Here is a 15,813-nt window from a genome sequence, read left to right as displayed (position 1 = left end):
GCCGCTATGAGCGGCGGGGTCGATTCCGCCGTTGCCGCAGCCCGGGCCGTCGAAGCCGGGCACGAAGTCATCGGTGTGCACCTCGCGCTCTCCCGAATGCCTGGCACCCTCCGCACCGGGTCGCGCGGGTGCTGCACGATCGAGGATTCGATGGATGCGCGCCGCACTGCGGACTTGCTCGGCATCCCCTTCTACGTGTGGGACTTCTCCGAGCGGTTCAAGCTCGACGTGGTTGACGACTTCATCTCGGAGTACAGCGCAGGGCGAACCCCGAACCCCTGCATGCGGTGCAACGAGAAGATCAAGTTCGCCGCCCTGCTCGAGAAGGCCATAGATCTCGGGTTCGACGCTGTGTGCACCGGCCACTACGCCACCCTCGAGGCCGGTGACGACGGGCTCGTCGAGCTCCACCGCGCCAGCGCCTGGGCGAAAGACCAGTCCTACGTGCTCGGCGTGCTCACGCAGCAGCAGCTCGAGCACTGCTACTTCCCGCTGGGTGACACGCCCTCGAAAGAGCTGATCCGCGCTGAGGCGGCAGAACGCGGCATCAGCGTCGCGCAGAAGCCCGATTCGCACGACATCTGCTTCATCCCCGACGGCGATACGCGCGGGTGGCTTGGCGAGCGCATTGGAACCGCCACCGGCGAGGTCGTCGACAGCGAGGGTGCGAAGCTCGGGGAGCATGACGGCGCGACCGCGTACACGGTCGGGCAGCGCAAGGGGCTCCGTCTCGGGGTGCCAGCTCCGGATGGAAAACCCCGGTTCGTGCTCGAGATCCGCCCGAAGACCAACGAGGTTGTGGTGGGGCCGAAGGAGGCCCTCAGCATTGCCGAGATCGCGGGGCAGCGGATGAGCTGGACCGGCGCGGTGCTGACGCCGGACGACGGTGAGTTCCGCTGCGACGTGCAGATCCGCGCGCACGCGGATCCGGTTCCGGCGACGGCGCGGGTGAGCGCGAGTGCCGAGAGCACTCGAGATGACGCGACGATCCCAGGCGTCGAATGGCGTGTGATCGTCGATGAGCCGTTGGTCGGCGTGGCACCGGGGCAGACGGCGGTCGTGTACGTCGGCACCAGAGTGCTCGGCCAGTTCACGATCGACCGCACGGTGAGCGCTGTCCCGGGTGGCGAACCCGCAGCAGACAAGGCCCCGGCGCGGGACGCCGGCGGACAGGAGGCAGCATGAGCACCGAGACCGATGGCTCCGTCTTGAAAGACGGCGAGGCGATGGACATGCTCACCGAACGGGCCGAACGCTGGGCCGCGAAGTACAAGCAGCTGTCCGACCCGGAGCGGTGGCGCAGCGACTACGACGAACACTTCACGGCTCCGGCGCTGCGACTCGCAGAGCGTTGCACGCTCGCAGCCCGGGCCTTCGGTCCGAAAGACTGGATCCTGGCCTTCGTCCTCTGGTTCCTCATCGGCGGCACGGTGTTCCTGGCGTCGAACTTCCTCATGCAACTCGAGCCGACTTGGCAGATCGTGTTCGCGGTGTTCGCCGTGCTCATCGCGGCCGTTGGCATCGTCCAGAGCTATCTCGAGACCACCAGCGAGAAACGGGCGGCCAAGCGCCTCGCCGCCAAGCACGAGTGGCTCCTCAACGTCAGCCGCAAGGCTGCGCTCGCCACGCTGAGCTCGCGTGCCGGAGCGGTCGCATGACGAGCTTCGACGACGCGAGAACCCGCGTCGAGGAGCTTCGGGAGCTCGTGGCCGGCTATCAGTCCGCCTACTACGAGCGCGATGCCCAGCTCGTCTCCGACGCCGAGTACGACGAACTCGTCAGGGAGCTCGACGCCCTCGAGCGTGAGCACCCTGAACTGCAATCACAGGACTCGCCGACGCAGACGGTCGGCGGCGGCGTCGCCGAAGGTCTGCGTCCGATCGAGCACGCCGAGCGCATGCTCTCACTCGACAACGTCTTCTCGACCGAGGAACTCCGTGAGTGGTGTGCCAAGACCGAGGCGGCCGCCGGTCGTCGTGTTGAGTGGCTCACGGAGCTGAAGATCGACGGGCTCGCCATCGCGCTGCGGTACGAGCACGGCAAGCTGGTGACCGCGGCGACGCGCGGCGACGGTCGCACGGGCGAGGAGGTCACGCAGAACGCCCTGCAGATCGACGGCATCCCCGCGACGCTTTCTGGCGAGGGGCATCCGCCGCTCGTCGAGGTGCGCGGCGAGGTGTTCATCCCCGTTGCCGCCTTCGCGGAGCTCAATGCCTTCCAAGCCTCGCTCCGGCCTCGCGCGGTTGAGGAGTATCGGGAGCGCTGGGAGGCCCGCCCGGCCGCCTCGCGCGGCGAGTTCGACGAGGAAGCCGAGCTGGCTCGCGCGACGAAGCGCTTCCCGGACTTCGCGAACCCCCGCAACGCGGCCAGCGGTGGGTTGCGTCAGCAGCTCGAGAAGAAGAGCGGACTCGAACGCGAGGCCGGTGAGCTGCGACTGCATGGGCTGCAGATGTATGTGCACGGCATCGGCGCATGGCCGTCGCCACCGGTGCGTTCGCAGAGCCAGGTCTACGAACTGCTGGCGGGGTGGGGGCTGCCGGTGACGCCGTACGCGAAGGTTGCCGCCGACGTCGACGAGGTCGTTGAGTTCGTCGAGCGCTATGGGGCAGAGCGTCACTCCGTCGAGCACGAACTCGATGGCATTGTCGTGAAGGTCGACGAGCTCGACCTTCACGACGAGCTCGGTACCACCAGCCGAGCGCCGAGGTGGGCGATTGCCTACAAGTACCCGCCGGAGGAAGTGCACACGAAGCTCCTTGACATCGCGGCGAGTGTCGGCCGCACCGGGCGAGTTACCCCGTTTGCGATCATGGCGCCCGTCAAGGTGGCGGGCAGCGTCGTGCGCATGGCCACGCTTCACAACCAGGACGTCGTGCGCGTCAAGGGCGTGAAGATCGGCGACACCGTGGTGCTGCGCAAGGCGGGGGATGTGATCCCCGAAGTGCTCGGCCCAGTGCTCGAGCTGCGGGGTGACGACGTGCGCGACTTCGTCATGCCGAGCGACTGCCCGGAATGTGGCACGCCGCTTCGTCCGATGAAGGAGGGCGATGTCGACCTGCGCTGCCCGAACGCACGCTCCTGCCCGGCTCAGGTTCGCGGTCGGGTCGAACACATCGGCTCGCGCGGAGGCCTCGACATCGATGCGCTCGGCGAGGTCACAGCTGCGGCGCTCACCCAGCCCTCGGTGCCGGAGCGACCGCCGCTCGAGACCGAGGCGCGCCTCTTCGCGCTCACGCTCGAGGAGATCGTGCCGATCGAGGTCGTCGTGCGCGACTCGGAGACGGGCGAGCCGAAGACTGACGACGCCACCGGCGAGCTCATCCGTCGTGCTCCGTTCCAGAAGGTCTCACTGGTCTACCCGCCCGGCGCTGAGGAGATGACCCCAGCTGAGCGACGGAAAGCCGGCATCAAAAAAGACCACAGGCTCGTCGAGCCCTCGAAGCAGGCCACCACGCTGCTCGAGCAGCTCGAAGTCGCCAAGACGAAGGACCTCTGGCGCCAGCTCGTCTCGTTGAACATCCGCCACGTGGGGCCGGTGGCCGCACGAGCGCTCGCGGACTGGTTTGGGTCGTTGGAAGCGATCGAGGCGGCACCCGCCGAAGAACTCGCCCAGGTCGAAGGCGTCGGGCCGACGATCGCGGACGCGATCGTCGAGTGGCTTGCCGAGGACTGGCATCGCGAGATCATCGCGGCCTGGCGTGCGGCAGGCGTGCGCTTCGCGACGCCTGATCATCCGGGTCCCGGAGCCAGGACCAGCACGGAGGGCCCGCTGTCGGGCCTGAGCGTGGTCGCGACCGGCACACTCGAGGGGTTCACCCGAGACGGGGCCAAGGAGGCGATCATCGCCGCCGGAGGCAAGGCCGCCGGGAGCGTGTCGAAGAAGACCGACTTCGTCGCCGCGGGCCCCGGCGCAGGTTCAAAACTCACGAAAGCCGAGGAGCTGGGTATTCCGATCCTCGACGCGGACGGGTTCCGGCTCCTGCTCGAGGGCGGCCCGAGTGCCGTCGAGCATCTGTTGGTCGACGCGGAATGAGCCTGGGGCCCGCTTCCACGACCAGGAGCCGATTCCGAGGCTGCGGCCCGGTGCCTCAGCTACAGTGTGCAGGCCGTGGCATCGGCTGGCCGCGGGGGAACGGGGAACCATGCTCAGCGTGAGCTTGCAAGATCTGGCGGACGACGCCGCCATCCTCCACTTCGACGCGCACGCGCAGCTCACCGAGCGGCTCGGCGATGCGGGATGGGACGTCGACCTCACCGCTCCGTCGATCACATATCAGACGCGTCCGGATTCGACCGTGCTTCCCGTGCAGCTCATCGGCAGCGTGGCGCAGAGCGCCGGCACCTGGATGTGGGGGTGGAACAACGTCAACGGCTTCCCGGAGCAGGCGATCGCGCTCGCGGGGCGAGTGCGTTCGTTCGTGCACGACGGCGGGCCCGAGCAGCTGTCGTCATCCGTGGTGAAGACCGATGAGACATCACCGCTCATGCTCGTGCTCGCCGCAAAGGCGCTCACCCGCTCGCGGGACAGCGTCATTGTCGAGGCAGCGCCCGGCGTGCAGGTGCACTTGATGGTCGAAGCTGGCCCGGACACGGTGACCACGGCCGAGCGTGCGACCCGCGCCATTCTCGATGCCCTCGAGTCGGGCATCCTCGGCGACCACGTGCGTGCGCTCCATTCCTACGCGGCGCGCACGGCCTCGCGACTCGAGCGCACCGGCGAGTCCAGCTACGAACTCACCACGAGCGCCGGCGTCGTCGACGTCACTCTGGATGACGCGCATCGCATCCTCGTCGTCCGCGTGTCGCCGACCGTTGGAGCATCTGCCGGCGAAGCCGGAACTGCCTCGACCGACGCCTCGACCGACGCCTCGGTGACGGCCGAGCCGGAGCACGACGTGGCGACCCGGCCGGAGACCGAAGCCGAGACCGCTGCAGAAGCTTCGGTCGAGCCCGAGGCTGAGAGTGAGCCCAGGGTCGAGGCCGAGTTCGATGATGAGCCCAGGGGCGAGCGTGAGCCCGAGCCTGTGCTGACCTTCCAGCCGGAGCCGGAGGCAGAGCCCTCCGCGGAGCGCGAAACTGAGCCCGGCTTTGAGTCTGAGTCCGAGCCCGTCCCGCCGCGGGAGCCCGTTGCTGCGTCGACGCCCGGCTCGATGCTGGACCAGGCGCCCTCGAAGACGTCGCCAGAGCCGTTGCACGAGCTGGAAACCTCGGACGTGCAGCCAGCGCCGATCCCGGTCGTCCCGCCCGCGGGTCTGCCAGCGCCGACACCTCCCGTCGTGCCCGCGTCCGCGCCCTACGTTGAGGCGTCACGACGCGAAGAGCGCCACGCGCAGCCAGATCGACCAGTGCAATCGGATCGACCAGTGCAATCGGATCGACCGGCGCAATCGGATCGGCCGGCGCAGCCAGACCGCCCGGCGCAGCCCCTCCGTTCGGAGCAGCCCGACCGTCCCGGTCAGCCAGGCGGCGCGATGAACCGACACGGCGAGGTGCAGCCGTCGGCACCGCCGCAGCCCGAGACACGCAGCGTTCCATGGCAACCGTTTGACGCGTCGCCACGCTGGGAGCGCACCCCCGCATCGGCCGTGGCACCGCCCGCCGGCGGCCCGCCGCCCGTGCCAGCCCCCGCTCCCGGCGAAGGCGCGGCCCAGGGTTTCCTGCCGCCGCACCTCGCCAATCCGCCGCAGGCACCCTCTGCGTACGGCACGCCGTCTGGCCCGTTCGGTCAGCTGCCCCCGCAAGGTCAGCCGCAACAGGGAGGACCATCTGGCCAGCAGTTCCCGCAGCAGCCGTTCGGGGGGCCGGGATACGTGGGGCACCAGGGAACACCAGCGCCGGGTGGGCAGCAGCCCCAGCCAGGCAACCCGAACCAGCCAGCGTGGCCGCACTACCCATCTGCGCACGCACAACCGCCCCAAGGGCAGGCGTGGCAACAGGGTCAGCCACCCCAGCAGGGTCAGCCGTGGCAGGGCCAGCCACCCCAGCAGGGCCAGCCACCCCAGCAGGGCCAGCCACCCCAGCAGGGTCAGCCGTGGCAGGGCCAGCAACCCCTGCAGGGCCGGCCGTCCCAGCAGGGCCGGCCGTGGCAGGGCGGTTACGCCGACCAGCAGGGGCAGCCGACACAGCGTGGCCAGCAGCCGAGTGCCTGGCAGGCCCCTCCGGGACAGCCGAGCGCCTACGGGGCCCCGGACGGGCGAGGGCCGCAGCACGGCCAACCGCATCCTGGTCAGCAGTTCCCGGGTCAGCAGTTCCCAGGCCAGCACGGTGCGTTCGATGCACGGCAGCAGGGGCAGCCGCGGCAGTTCCCGCCGACGCAAGCCCCGCAGCATCCCTCCCAGGCAGGCGGCTGGCCCGGCCAGCCGGCTCAGGGTCAGCAGCCGCCTCAGGGTCAGCAGCAGTACCCGGGCCAGCAGCAGCATCCGGGCCAGGGTCAGTATCCGGGCCAGGGGCAACAGCCCGGTCAAGCGCCCTACCCGGGTCAGCCGTCGCACCAGGGCCAGCCCCCGCAGCCGGGCCAGCCTGGTTACGACCCTCGCTGGCCAAGGAACGGCCAGCCGCCCCAGCCACCACGCCAGTAGCCCACCACAAGCACGGCCATGCGCCGTGCTCGGCCTAGACTTGTCCAGCCCTGGCCGACGCACTATCGGAGACGAATGACCGACATCACTGCCGCCGACGTTGAGCACCTCGCTCAGCTCGCGCGCATCGACCTCGCCGACGGCGAGATCGAGCGCGTCACCGGCGAACTCATCGAGATCCAGCACCTGATCCAGAAAGTGCAGGAGGTGGCGACGCCGGACGTCCAGGTGACGACGCACCCAATCGCCATGCACAACGTCACGCGCGTCGACGAGGTCGGCGAGCCGCTTGACCGCGACGCCGCACTCGCGGGCGCGCCGGACAGCGACGGAACCCGGTTCCGAGTCACCGCGATCCTGGGAGAAGAGCAGTGAGCGCGGACATCACGCGCCTGAGCGCCACCGACCTGGCATCCGCGATCGCCGAGGGCAGCATCAGCTCCATCGAAGCGACCACCGCACACCTTGAGCGCATCGAAGCGGTTGACGGGCAGGTGCACGCCTTCCTCCACGTCGACGCTGACGCAGCGCTTGCCGCCGCCGGCCGAGTGGATGCGAAGCGCCACGCCGGCGAGAAGCTCGCCCCACTCGCAGGCGTCCCCGTCGCGGTCAAGGACAACATCGCGACCAAGGGCACCCCGACGACGGCAGGGTCACGCATCCTCGAAGGCTGGGTTCCGCCCTACGACGCGACCGTCGTCGAGCGCCTCCGTCACGACGACCTCGTGATCATCGGCAAGACCAACCTCGATGAGTTCGCGATGGGCTCTTCGACTGAGCACTCCGCCTACGGTGCGACACACAACCCCTGGGATCTCGAGCGCATTCCCGGTGGCTCCGGCGGAGGGTCAGCTGCGGCAGTCGCTGCGTACGAGGCGCCGCTCGCGCTCGGAACGGACACGGGCGGCTCGATTCGACAGCCTGCCTCCGTCACCGGCACCGTCGGCATGAAGCCCACCTACGGCGGCGTGAGCCGCTACGGCGCGCTCGCGCTCGGCTCCTCGCTCGACCAGATCGGCCCGGCGGCACGCAACGTGCTCGACACCGCGGCGCTCCACGATGTGCTGGCAGGCCACGACCGTCGAGACTCCACCTCGCTCACCGGCGACTGGCCGTCGTTCACCGACGCAGCGCTCGCAGGACGCCGCGAGGACTCCGTGCGCGGACTCCGCATCGGCGTGCCCAAGCAGATCGCCGACGGTGCGGGCTTCGAGTCCGGTGTCACCCAGCGCTTCCAGGAGGCGCTCGCCGTGCTCGAGGAGCGCGGCGCGATTATCTCCTGGATCGAGACACCGCACTTCGAGTACGCCGTGGCCGCCTACTACCTGATCATGCCAGCGGAAGCCTCCAGCAACCTCGCTCGGTACGACTCGGTGCGCTTCGGGTTACGCGTCACTGACGCATCCGCCACGACCGTCGAGCGCGTCATGTCCGCAACGCGAAGCAAGGGCTTCGGTGATGAGGCCAAGCGACGCATCCTCCTCGGAACCTACGCCCTCTCGGCTGGCTACTACGACGCCTTCTACGGTTCCGCGCAGAAGGTGCGCACGCTCGTGCAGCAGGACTTCGCCGCGGCGTTCGCCGAGGTCGATGTGCTGGCGGCCCCCACCTCGCCGACCACGGCCTACAAGCTGGGCGAGAAGGCCGAAGACCCGACGTCGATGTACCTCGCCGACCTCACCACGATTCCCGCGAACCTCGCGGGCGTTCCCGGCATCTCGGTGCCCGGTGGACTTGCACCCGAGAACGGGCTGCCCGTCGGCATCCAGTTCATGGCCGCAGCCCGGGATGACGCGCGCCTTTACACCGTGGCCGCGGCACTCGAACAGACTCTCGAAGACCGCTGGGGTGGACCCCTGCTCGCGCAGGCCCCTCAGCTGAAGGCAGGTGCACGCTGATGGCCAAGGCAGAGCTGATGGACTACGACCGCGCACTGGAGCTCTACGAGCCCGTCATTGGGCTCGAGGTGCACGTCGAACTCGGCACCAAGACGAAGATGTTCTCCGACACCCCGAATCACTCGGGAAACGAGACCGGTGGAGAGCCGAACACCAACATCGGCCCCGTCGACCTGGGCCTCCCCGGCACGCTTCCCGTGGTCAACGAGCAGGCCGTGCGTTACTCGATCGCGCTCGGGCTGGCGCTCGGCTGCGAGATCGCGGAGGTCTCCGGCTTCGCGAGGAAGAACTACTTCTACCCGGACAACCCGAAGAACTACCAGATCTCGCAATACGACGACCCGATCGCCTTCGACGGTGAGGTGGAAGTCGAGCTCGAGGACGGGACGGTCTTCCACGTGCCGATCGAGCGCGCCCACATGGAAGAGGACGCGGGCAAGCTCACGCACGTCGGTGGCTCGACCGGCCGCATCCAAGGAGCCGAGTACTCTCTGGTCGACTACAACCGCGCCGGTGTGCCGCTGGTCGAGATCGTGACCAGGCCGATCTTCGGCGGCGAAGCGCAGACGCCGCAGCTCGCGGCCGCCTACGTCTCGACGATCCGAGACATCGTGCGTGCGCTCGGCGTCTCGGAGGCCCGCATGGAGCGCGGAAACCTGCGCTGCGACGCCAACGTCTCGCTCCGTCCGCGGGGCGAGGAGAAGCTCGGCACGCGCACGGAGACGAAGAACGTCAACTCGTTCAGGTCGATCGAGCGTGCGGTTCGATACGAGATCCAGCGGCAGGCCGCGATCCTCGCATCCGGCGGCACCATCACGCAGGAGACCCGTCACTGGCACGAAGACACTGGCCGCACGTCGTCCGGGCGTCCGAAGTCGGACGCCGACGACTACCGGTACTTCCCGGAGCCTGACCTCATGCCGCTTCGCCCGAGCCGTGAGCTCGTCGAAGAGCTGCGGGCGACGCTTCCCGAAGCGCCCGTCGCCCGTCGCCGCCGCCTCAAGGCAGAGTGGGGCTTCGCCGACCAGGAGTTCCAGGACATCGCCAACGCCGGTCTGCTGGACGTCGTCGACGCCACCGTCGCCGCGGGGGCAACCGCGGCCGGCGCGAAGAAGTGGTGGATGGGCGAGCTGTCGAGAATCGCCAACGACCGAGGTGTGCAAGCCACAGACCTCGCGACGCCGCAGCAGATCGCCGAGCTCGACGGCCTCATCACCGCCGGCACGGTCAACGACCGTCTCGCGCGCGACGTGCTCGAGGGCGTGCTCGCGGGCGAGGGATCGCCTGCCGAGGTCGTCGAGTCGCGCGGCCTCGCCGTGGTCAGCGACGACGGACCGCTCATCGAGGCCATCGACGCGGCTCTGGCACAGCAGCCCGACGTGCTGGCTAAGATTCGCGACGGCAAGGTCCAGGCCGCCGGCGCGGTCATCGGTGCCGTCATGAAGGCCATGAAGGGCAAGGCGGATGCCGCTCGCGTCCGCGAGCTGGTTCTGGAGCGCGCGCAGAACTCGTAAGACGCAGCAGTCGTACACCGAGGGATTGTCGGGCACGACCTCAAGGTGCCTCTGTGGCTCTGGCGCTAACGTCAGAGCCACAGGGCCTCGGTGAACGGAGAAGTGAGTCGTATGGGCAAGAAATCTGGCAAGGAGCGCGGGGCGGAACGCCCCGACGCGACCCAGGGTGGGCCTCGGGCGAAGGTCAAGAAGGAACGCGTGCAACCGCCGAAGTCGGTGGTTCGTCCTGCATCGGCCGCCGACACGGTACCGCAGCCTTCGCTTGCGACGGAGACAGCCGTGCCACCGGCCGACGTGGTGCTCGCGACGCCTGCCACCGGGGACAAGCGCAAGAACGCCAAGGGCGAGGCGGCTCAGAGCGAGAAGCCCGCGCGCGCGAAAGGCAAAGGCAAGAAGTCCAAGAAGGACAAGGCGAAGAAGGATAAATCTCAGAAGGACAAGGGCGACAAGTTCAAGAAGGACAAGTCCAGCACGGGCGACGTCAAGAAGGACGAGGCTGAGCAGGACAACGCGAAGAACGAGCAGGCCAAGAACGCCAAGTCTCAGAAGGACAAGCCTACGAAGAAGCAGGCCGACGGGAAAAACAAGCCCGTGAAGAAGGCCGATGCGGAGCGCGCTGCTGAAGCCCAGAACGCGGCCGATCAGCAGGGCACGAAGTCCAAGTCCGAGAAGAAGCGCAAGAAGCAGGCGCGCAAGGCGGAGAAGGAGGCCGGCGCGTCCGTGGGGGAACAGCACCAGCACACGGTGCGCGCCGCGGCGCTGCTGGCCGATGAGGGCGACGATGCCCACGGCTTCGCGCGCCTCATCGACGCCATGCCGGGAATCGTGGCGCTCGTCGAACAGCACGAGACGGCGGTGCACCGCGCTGTCTTCGACAGCTACGTGACCGCGGTGGTCGAGTTCGGCGTCGATGCCGCCGAGCTCACCCCCATCGACATCCGCACGTCCGCACCGGATGCGCTGGCCGGGGTCGAGTCCTCCCGAGCGGCCGGACGACGTGGTTCCCCCGGAGTTGATGCGGAGGCCACCGGTTCTGCCCGCGCTGCACGCAGGCGTCGACCCTCCGGGATCAACAGCGCCCCGGCCGCGACATCCAAACAGGCAGCCGACGCACCAGCTGGGCCGCAGGCAACACCCCCGAGCGTGGCGGCGAAACCCGAGCAGGTGCGCAGACCCCGATCGTCGGTCCGCGCATCCACACGGGCACGGTCAGGACAGGCACGCGCTGCGGCCCCCGGCGTCGCCGCGGGCGCCGCAGCAGAAGCACCCGGCCGTGGGGCGAGCGCGTCGATCGGCTCGCGCACGCGCGCAGGTGCCCGGAGCGGCGGCACCGGACGTCCTCGAGCAACCGCTGCCCGCTCGTGGGGCCTCGATGAGGCCGCGGCTGCGCTCAGGCCGACGAACAACGGGCAGCGGATCGCGCTCGCCATCGCGTCCATACTGGACGGCGACGGAGAGGTCTCGGCGGTGAGCATCGCACGCGAGTTCGAGCGCATGACCTGGCGAGTGCCGGTCAACGTCCCGGCTTCCATTCGGCAGGCTGCGCGCGCGGGCCTCGTCGACCTCGAAGGCCCGACGGGCACACGCCTCACGCCGGACGGCGAACGGTACGTCTCAGGCGCCTGAGGGCGCCGCCACAGCGACGAGCCCTCCACCTGGGTCCAGGCGGAGGGCTCTTCGCTGTCAGGAGGCGCCCCCCGGAGGAGGGGCCAAGCGGTCGCGTCTCAGTCTTCGTCGTCTGCAGGGGCCGCCGTCGCGGCGCGGTTCTGCTGCAGCGCATCCCGCACCTTTTTGCGCAACACCTTGCCGATGAGCGACTTCGGCAACTCCTCCCAGACGATGTAGGCGCGCGGAACCTTGTGCTCGGAGAGCCGCTCGCGGACAAACGCACGGGCAGACGCCTCGTCGAAGCTCGCGCCCTCCTCGAGCACGACCACGGCCGTCACCACCTCGGCCCCACCACCGCGCTTGATGCCGACGACTGCGGCCTCGGCGACGCCCGGAACCTCCGTGACGACCCGCTCGACCTCAGAGGGCGACACGTTGAAGCCGCCGGTGATGATGAGCTCCTTCTTGCGGTCAACCACGGTCACGAAGCCGTCCTCATCCTGCACGACCAGGTCACCGGAGCGCACCCAACCGCCCTCGATGAGCACCTCGGCGGTTTCCTCCGGTCGGTTCCAGTACCCCTGGAAGGTCTGCGGACCCTTGATGAGCAGTTCACCCACCTCTCCGAGCTCGACCTCCTTGCCTGGGTCGCTCGGGTCGGTGACCTTAATGAAGGTCGACGGGAAAGGAATGCCGATGGTGCCGGTCTTGCGCTTGTCGGTGAAGGGGTTGCCGAGCGCGACGGGTGAGGTCTCAGTCAGGCCGTAGCCCTCGACGAGCTGGCCGCCCGCGACGGCTTCCCAGCGGTGCACGATGCCGTCGTTGAGCGTCATCGCCCCGGAGATGGCGTAGATGACGCCGGAAAGGTCGAGCTTCCCCTCCTTCGCGACGCGGGCGAGCCGGTCGTACATGGGCGGGACGGCTGGGATGAACGTGGCAGGCGACTTCTTCGACGCCTCGATGACCAGCTCGGGGTCGAACGTCGGGAAGAGCACGGCCTTCGCGCCGACGCTGACCGAGTAGATGACGGAGAGCAGCACGCCGAACGCGTGGAACATGGGCAGGACGCCGTAGATCGTCTCGTTCCCTGCCGTGAACTCCGGCATCCACGCCGCCCCCTGGCGGGCGTTGGACCACAGGTTGCGGTGCGTGAGCATCGCGCCCTTCGGGTTGCCGGTGGTGCCGCTCGTGTACTGCAGGCTGGCAAGGTCTTCCGCGCCGGGGGTCGGGATGCTGGCGTCGAGCGGCTGCTGTTTCGCCAGCTTCTCGAACGGGACGGTGCCGGGTGCCTTCGCGCTGAGCTTGGCGCGAGATTCCCGTGCCTTGGCGATGGGAAGGCGGAGGAGCAACTGGGTCTTGAGCGGCATGCCGCGCGTCACGTCGACGGCGATCACGTGGCGGATGCCGAGGGAGTGGGGGAGCGACTGCACCGTGGGCGCGGCCTTATCCCAGGCGATGACGATCTCGGCGCCGTGGTCTTCGAACTGCGTGCGCAGCTCGTCGCGAGTGTAGAGCGGGTTGTGCTCGACCACGATGGCGCCGAGGCGCAGCACCGCGTAGAACGCGACCACGTGCTGCGGCGCGTTCGGCATGATCAGCGCGACCCTGTCACCGCGCTTCACGCCGATGCGGCGCAGGCCCTGCGCGAACCGCAGCACCTGGTCCTGCAGCTCAGAGAACGTCGTCTGCGCGCCGAAGAACTCGATAGCAGGCTTATCCGGGAAGCGGGTGGCGACCTCCGACAGCATGTCGGGGAGCGAGCCGGTTGGGACATCGATGTCCTTCGGGGTTCCGGGTGCGTAGAAGGCGGTCCAGGCGCGAGACTCGTTGAGCTGCATGGGCAGAGTCTATTCGCGCAGAGCGTCCTGCAGATGTCGGTGGCGCAACGCACAATGGATGCATGACGAGGAAAGACATGGGCGTGCGGCAGACGGGTGCGGCGTCCGACCGCGACGCGTCCGCGAGCATCCTCCACGTCGACATGGATGCCTTCTTCGTTGCCGTTGAGCTGCTCGAGCGGCCCGACCTCGTGGGCAAGCCTGTGATCGTCGGCGGCACGCGGGAGCGCGGCGTGGTCTCGAGCGCCAGCTACGAGGCGCGCGCGAGGGGAGTCCGCAGCGCGATGCCCATGCATCAGGCCATCGCGCGGTGCCCCGAGGCGGTTGTCTTGCCAGGCAGCATGCACAAGTACCGCGAGGCGTCACAGCAGGTTATGGAGATTTTCCGGGAGTTTACGCCGCTCGTCGAGCCGCTGTCGATCGATGAGGCGTTCCTCGACGTGTCCGGGGCGAGCTTGCTCTTCGGCTCGCCTGGCGAAATCGCGGCGAGGTTGCGGGAGCGGGTGAAGGCGCAGACGGGGCTCACGTGCTCGGTGGGCGCCGCATCCACGAAGTTCGTTGCGAAGCTCGCCTCCGGAAAGTGCAAGCCGAACGGCATGCTCGTCATTCCGCACGAGGAGACGATCCCGTTTCTGCACCACCTGCCCGTGGGCGCGCTCTGGGGCGTCGGCGAGAAGAGCGAGGCCAAGCTGCGAGGCGTGGGCGTCCACACGGTCTTCGACCTCGCCCACACCCCGGTGCCGGTGCTTGAGCGGGTGGTCGGCAAAGCCGGTGCGGCGAAGCTGAGCGCGCTCGCGTGGGGCCGCGACGAGCGGGGCGTCGAGGAGGTGCACCGGGAGAAGTCGATTAGTCACGAGCAGACGTTCTTCGAAGACGTGAGCGACTTCGTGTTCCTCGAGCGCGAGGTGCGGGCGCAAGCGGATGCGGTGGCGACGCGCCTGCGTCGCGCCGGTCTGCAGGCGCGCCAGGTCGGTATCAAGCTCCGCTGGTCCGACTTCTCGACGATCACGCGGTCGCACACGCTCGCAGAGCCGAGCGATGTCGGACATTCGCTCTACCTCGAGGCACGGGAGATGCTGCGCGCGGCCCTCGTGCCGCCCAGGCCGGTCCGCCTCATCGGGGTGCGGGCCGAGCAGCTCGTGGAGGCGGGCAGCGTCGGCCAGTTGTCGCTGTTCGGGGCCGAGGAGGACGACGACTGGGAGGCAGCGGAGCGGGCCGTCGATCAGGCGGTTGCTCGCTTCGGCAAGTTCGCGCTGCGCCCCGCCTCGCTGCTCGGCCGCGGAGAGCGCAGCGACGGCACCGTCGGACTCAGTGAGCGGGTCAATCGAGCGCAGGACGACACGCAGGACCGCCACTGAGGCTGGGGCTAGGAGGCGGTTTTCGCGGCCTCGCGAGCCGCGATGCGCGCCTGCACCTCGGGGCGTCGCAGGGGTGGCACCGTCTTCGGCGGCTGTCGCCGCTCGGGGAGCTCATCGAGGAGATGCTCGGTGATGTGGGCGATCTCGCGCACGGCCTTCTCGAAGGCCTCGCGAGTGCGGTCGGTCGGATGCGTGACTCCGGAGACCTTACGCACATACTGGCGCGCGGTAGCCTCGATCTCGTCGTCGTTTGCGGCGGGTTCGAGCCCGCGCAATTCAGTGATGTTCCTGCACATGCGGCTCAGGGTACGCCGACGTTCCGTGGGCGACAAGCGAACCCGCCTTCCTGGCGGGCGTCGTGAATCAGCGCGCCGGGCGGCGCACCGGATAGCGCAGGTGCAGCACCCGATGGCCTTGGAGCACCGTGTCTGCGTCCTCCAGCAGGTGCTGCGCATCGACGGGGCCGAAGAAGCGTTTCCCTGCGCCGAAGACCACCGGCACGACGTCCATCCGCACCTCGTCGACGAGACCGGCCGCCAGCGCCTGGCCGCCGATGTCACCTGCCGCCACCTCGACGGTTCGGTCACCGGCGAGCTCCTTGGCTCGAGCGACAGCCTCCTCAATGCCTTCGACGAAGGAGAACGGCAGTTCGGGGTGCCAGCCCTCCGGCTTCGGTCGGTGTGTCACGACGACCACATGGTCGACGCCGCTCGGAGGCGTTCCATCCCAACCGTCAGTGAGATCGAAGACGCCGCGGCCGGCGATTGTCACGCCGATCCCATCCCAGTACGGCCGGGTGTAGTCGTAGGAGGTCCGCGAGACCTTCAGGACGCCGCCGTTGTCGAGCGCGACGTCACCGCTGGTCAGCCAGTCGAAGAGCGGGCCGGGATCATCGTTGACGTCGGCGATAAATCCGTCGACTGACACCGTGGCGTACATGACGATCTTGCCCATGAGAGCGCTCCCTCGCGTTGAGAGCACCATAGTAGCCAGCGGGCCGAGCACGACCACGTCCGCAT

Annotated in this window: 12 protein-coding genes; 9 read left to right on the top strand and 3 right to left on the bottom strand. The window is 68.8% G+C overall.

The genetic code is table 11. The annotated features are described in order from the left end of the window. Window positions 1–6 precede the first annotated feature (6 nt). The 8 genes from mnmA to ACPYN9_RS09195 all read left to right on the top strand — a co-directional run bounded on the left by mnmA (window position 7) and on the right by ACPYN9_RS09195 (window position 11,616). On the top strand, window positions 7–1,185 hold the full coding sequence (mnmA, locus tag ACPYN9_RS09230; RefSeq protein ID WP_424466002.1) for a tRNA 2-thiouridine(34) synthase MnmA: 1,179 nt from the start codon (window positions 7–9) through the stop codon (window positions 1,183–1,185). Continuing rightward, window positions 1,182–1,658, top strand: coding sequence for a hypothetical protein (locus ACPYN9_RS09225; RefSeq protein WP_424465914.1), 477 nt, complete (start codon window positions 1,182–1,184; stop codon window positions 1,656–1,658). Before mnmA ends, ACPYN9_RS09225 begins: the two co-directional genes overlap by 4 nt. Next, window positions 1,655–4,033, top strand: coding sequence for an NAD-dependent DNA ligase LigA (gene ligA, locus ACPYN9_RS09220; protein ID WP_424465912.1), 2,379 nt, complete (start codon window positions 1,655–1,657; stop codon window positions 4,031–4,033). Before ACPYN9_RS09225 ends, ligA begins: the two co-directional genes overlap by 4 nt. 118 nt (window positions 4,034–4,151) lie before the next feature. Beyond that, window positions 4,152–6,578 carry a DUF6882 domain-containing protein gene (locus ACPYN9_RS09215; RefSeq protein ID WP_424465910.1) on the top strand — a complete coding sequence of 809 codons (2,427 nt, stop codon included), beginning with the start codon at window positions 4,152–4,154 and terminating at the stop codon, window positions 6,576–6,578. Between the two features lie 75 nt (window positions 6,579–6,653). After that, the gene (gene gatC, locus ACPYN9_RS09210; protein ID WP_424465908.1) at window positions 6,654–6,953 is read left to right on the top strand and encodes an Asp-tRNA(Asn)/Glu-tRNA(Gln) amidotransferase subunit GatC; all 300 of its coding nucleotides are present in this window, start codon (window positions 6,654–6,656) and stop codon (window positions 6,951–6,953) included. After that, complete coding sequence (gatA, locus tag ACPYN9_RS09205; RefSeq protein ID WP_424465906.1) at window positions 6,950–8,476, top strand: Asp-tRNA(Asn)/Glu-tRNA(Gln) amidotransferase subunit GatA; 1,527 nt, start codon at window positions 6,950–6,952, stop codon at window positions 8,474–8,476. The genes gatC and gatA overlap by 4 nt, the downstream gene beginning before the upstream one ends. Continuing rightward, entirely contained in the window at window positions 8,476–9,990 is a 1,515-nt protein-coding gene (gene gatB / locus ACPYN9_RS09200; RefSeq protein WP_424465904.1) for an Asp-tRNA(Asn)/Glu-tRNA(Gln) amidotransferase subunit GatB, read from the top strand. The genes gatA and gatB overlap by 1 nt, the downstream gene beginning before the upstream one ends. A gap of 111 nt (window positions 9,991–10,101) precedes the next feature. Next, window positions 10,102–11,616 (top strand): hypothetical protein, encoded by a 1,515-nt coding sequence (locus ACPYN9_RS09195; protein ID WP_424465902.1) that lies wholly within the window; start codon window positions 10,102–10,104, stop codon window positions 11,614–11,616. Between the two features lie 98 nt (window positions 11,617–11,714). Here the strand turns inward: ACPYN9_RS09195 and ACPYN9_RS09190 are convergent, their stop codons facing one another. Next, window positions 11,715–13,436, bottom strand: a complete 1,722-nt coding sequence (locus ACPYN9_RS09190; RefSeq protein WP_424465900.1) for a long-chain-fatty-acid--CoA ligase — start codon at window positions 13,434–13,436, stop codon at window positions 11,715–11,717. 62 nt (window positions 13,437–13,498) lie between these two features. On the opposite strand from ACPYN9_RS09190, the gene dinB reads away from it, so the two are divergent. After that, window positions 13,499–14,794: a DNA polymerase IV gene (dinB, locus tag ACPYN9_RS09185; protein WP_424465898.1), complete on the top strand. Its 1,296-nt coding sequence runs from the start codon at window positions 13,499–13,501 to the stop codon at window positions 14,792–14,794. An 8-nt stretch (window positions 14,795–14,802) separates the two neighbouring features. Here the strand turns inward: dinB and ACPYN9_RS09180 are convergent, their stop codons facing one another. Next, window positions 14,803–15,090, bottom strand: coding sequence for a DUF2277 domain-containing protein (locus ACPYN9_RS09180; RefSeq protein WP_424465897.1), 288 nt, complete (start codon window positions 15,088–15,090; stop codon window positions 14,803–14,805). A 67-nt stretch (window positions 15,091–15,157) separates the two neighbouring features. Next, on the bottom strand, window positions 15,158–15,748 hold the full coding sequence (locus ACPYN9_RS09175; protein WP_424465895.1) for a dihydrofolate reductase family protein: 591 nt from the start codon (window positions 15,746–15,748) through the stop codon (window positions 15,158–15,160). Window positions 15,749–15,813 lie beyond the last annotated feature (65 nt).

Origin of the sequence: Pseudoclavibacter helvolus, from assembly GCF_049707175.1 — a bacterium.
In the GTDB taxonomy this organism is placed as follows: domain Bacteria; phylum Actinomycetota; class Actinomycetes; order Actinomycetales; family Microbacteriaceae; genus Pseudoclavibacter; species Pseudoclavibacter helvolus_A.
Note: the sequence above shows the minus strand (reverse complement) of the source record. Positions and strands in the feature narration are given on the sequence as shown.

Coding starts and splice junctions, on each gene's coding strand:
- ACPYN9_RS09180 (WP_424465897.1), bottom strand. CDS start 15,090: ATGTGCAGGAACATCACTGAATTGCGCGGGCTCGAACCCGCCGCAAAC.
- mnmA (WP_424466002.1), top strand. CDS start 7: ATGAGCGGCGGGGTCGATTCCGCCGTTGCCGCAGCCCGGGCCGTCGAA.
- ACPYN9_RS09190 (WP_424465900.1), bottom strand. CDS start 13,436: ATGCAGCTCAACGAGTCTCGCGCCTGGACCGCCTTCTACGCACCCGGA.
- ACPYN9_RS09175 (WP_424465895.1), bottom strand. CDS start 15,748: ATGGGCAAGATCGTCATGTACGCCACGGTGTCAGTCGACGGATTTATC.
- gatB (WP_424465904.1), top strand. CDS start 8,476: ATGGCCAAGGCAGAGCTGATGGACTACGACCGCGCACTGGAGCTCTAC.
- ligA (WP_424465912.1), top strand. CDS start 1,655: ATGACGAGCTTCGACGACGCGAGAACCCGCGTCGAGGAGCTTCGGGAG.
- ACPYN9_RS09225 (WP_424465914.1), top strand. CDS start 1,182: ATGAGCACCGAGACCGATGGCTCCGTCTTGAAAGACGGCGAGGCGATG.
- dinB (WP_424465898.1), top strand. CDS start 13,499: ATGACGAGGAAAGACATGGGCGTGCGGCAGACGGGTGCGGCGTCCGAC.
- gatC (WP_424465908.1), top strand. CDS start 6,654: ATGACCGACATCACTGCCGCCGACGTTGAGCACCTCGCTCAGCTCGCG.
- ACPYN9_RS09195 (WP_424465902.1), top strand. CDS start 10,102: ATGGGCAAGAAATCTGGCAAGGAGCGCGGGGCGGAACGCCCCGACGCG.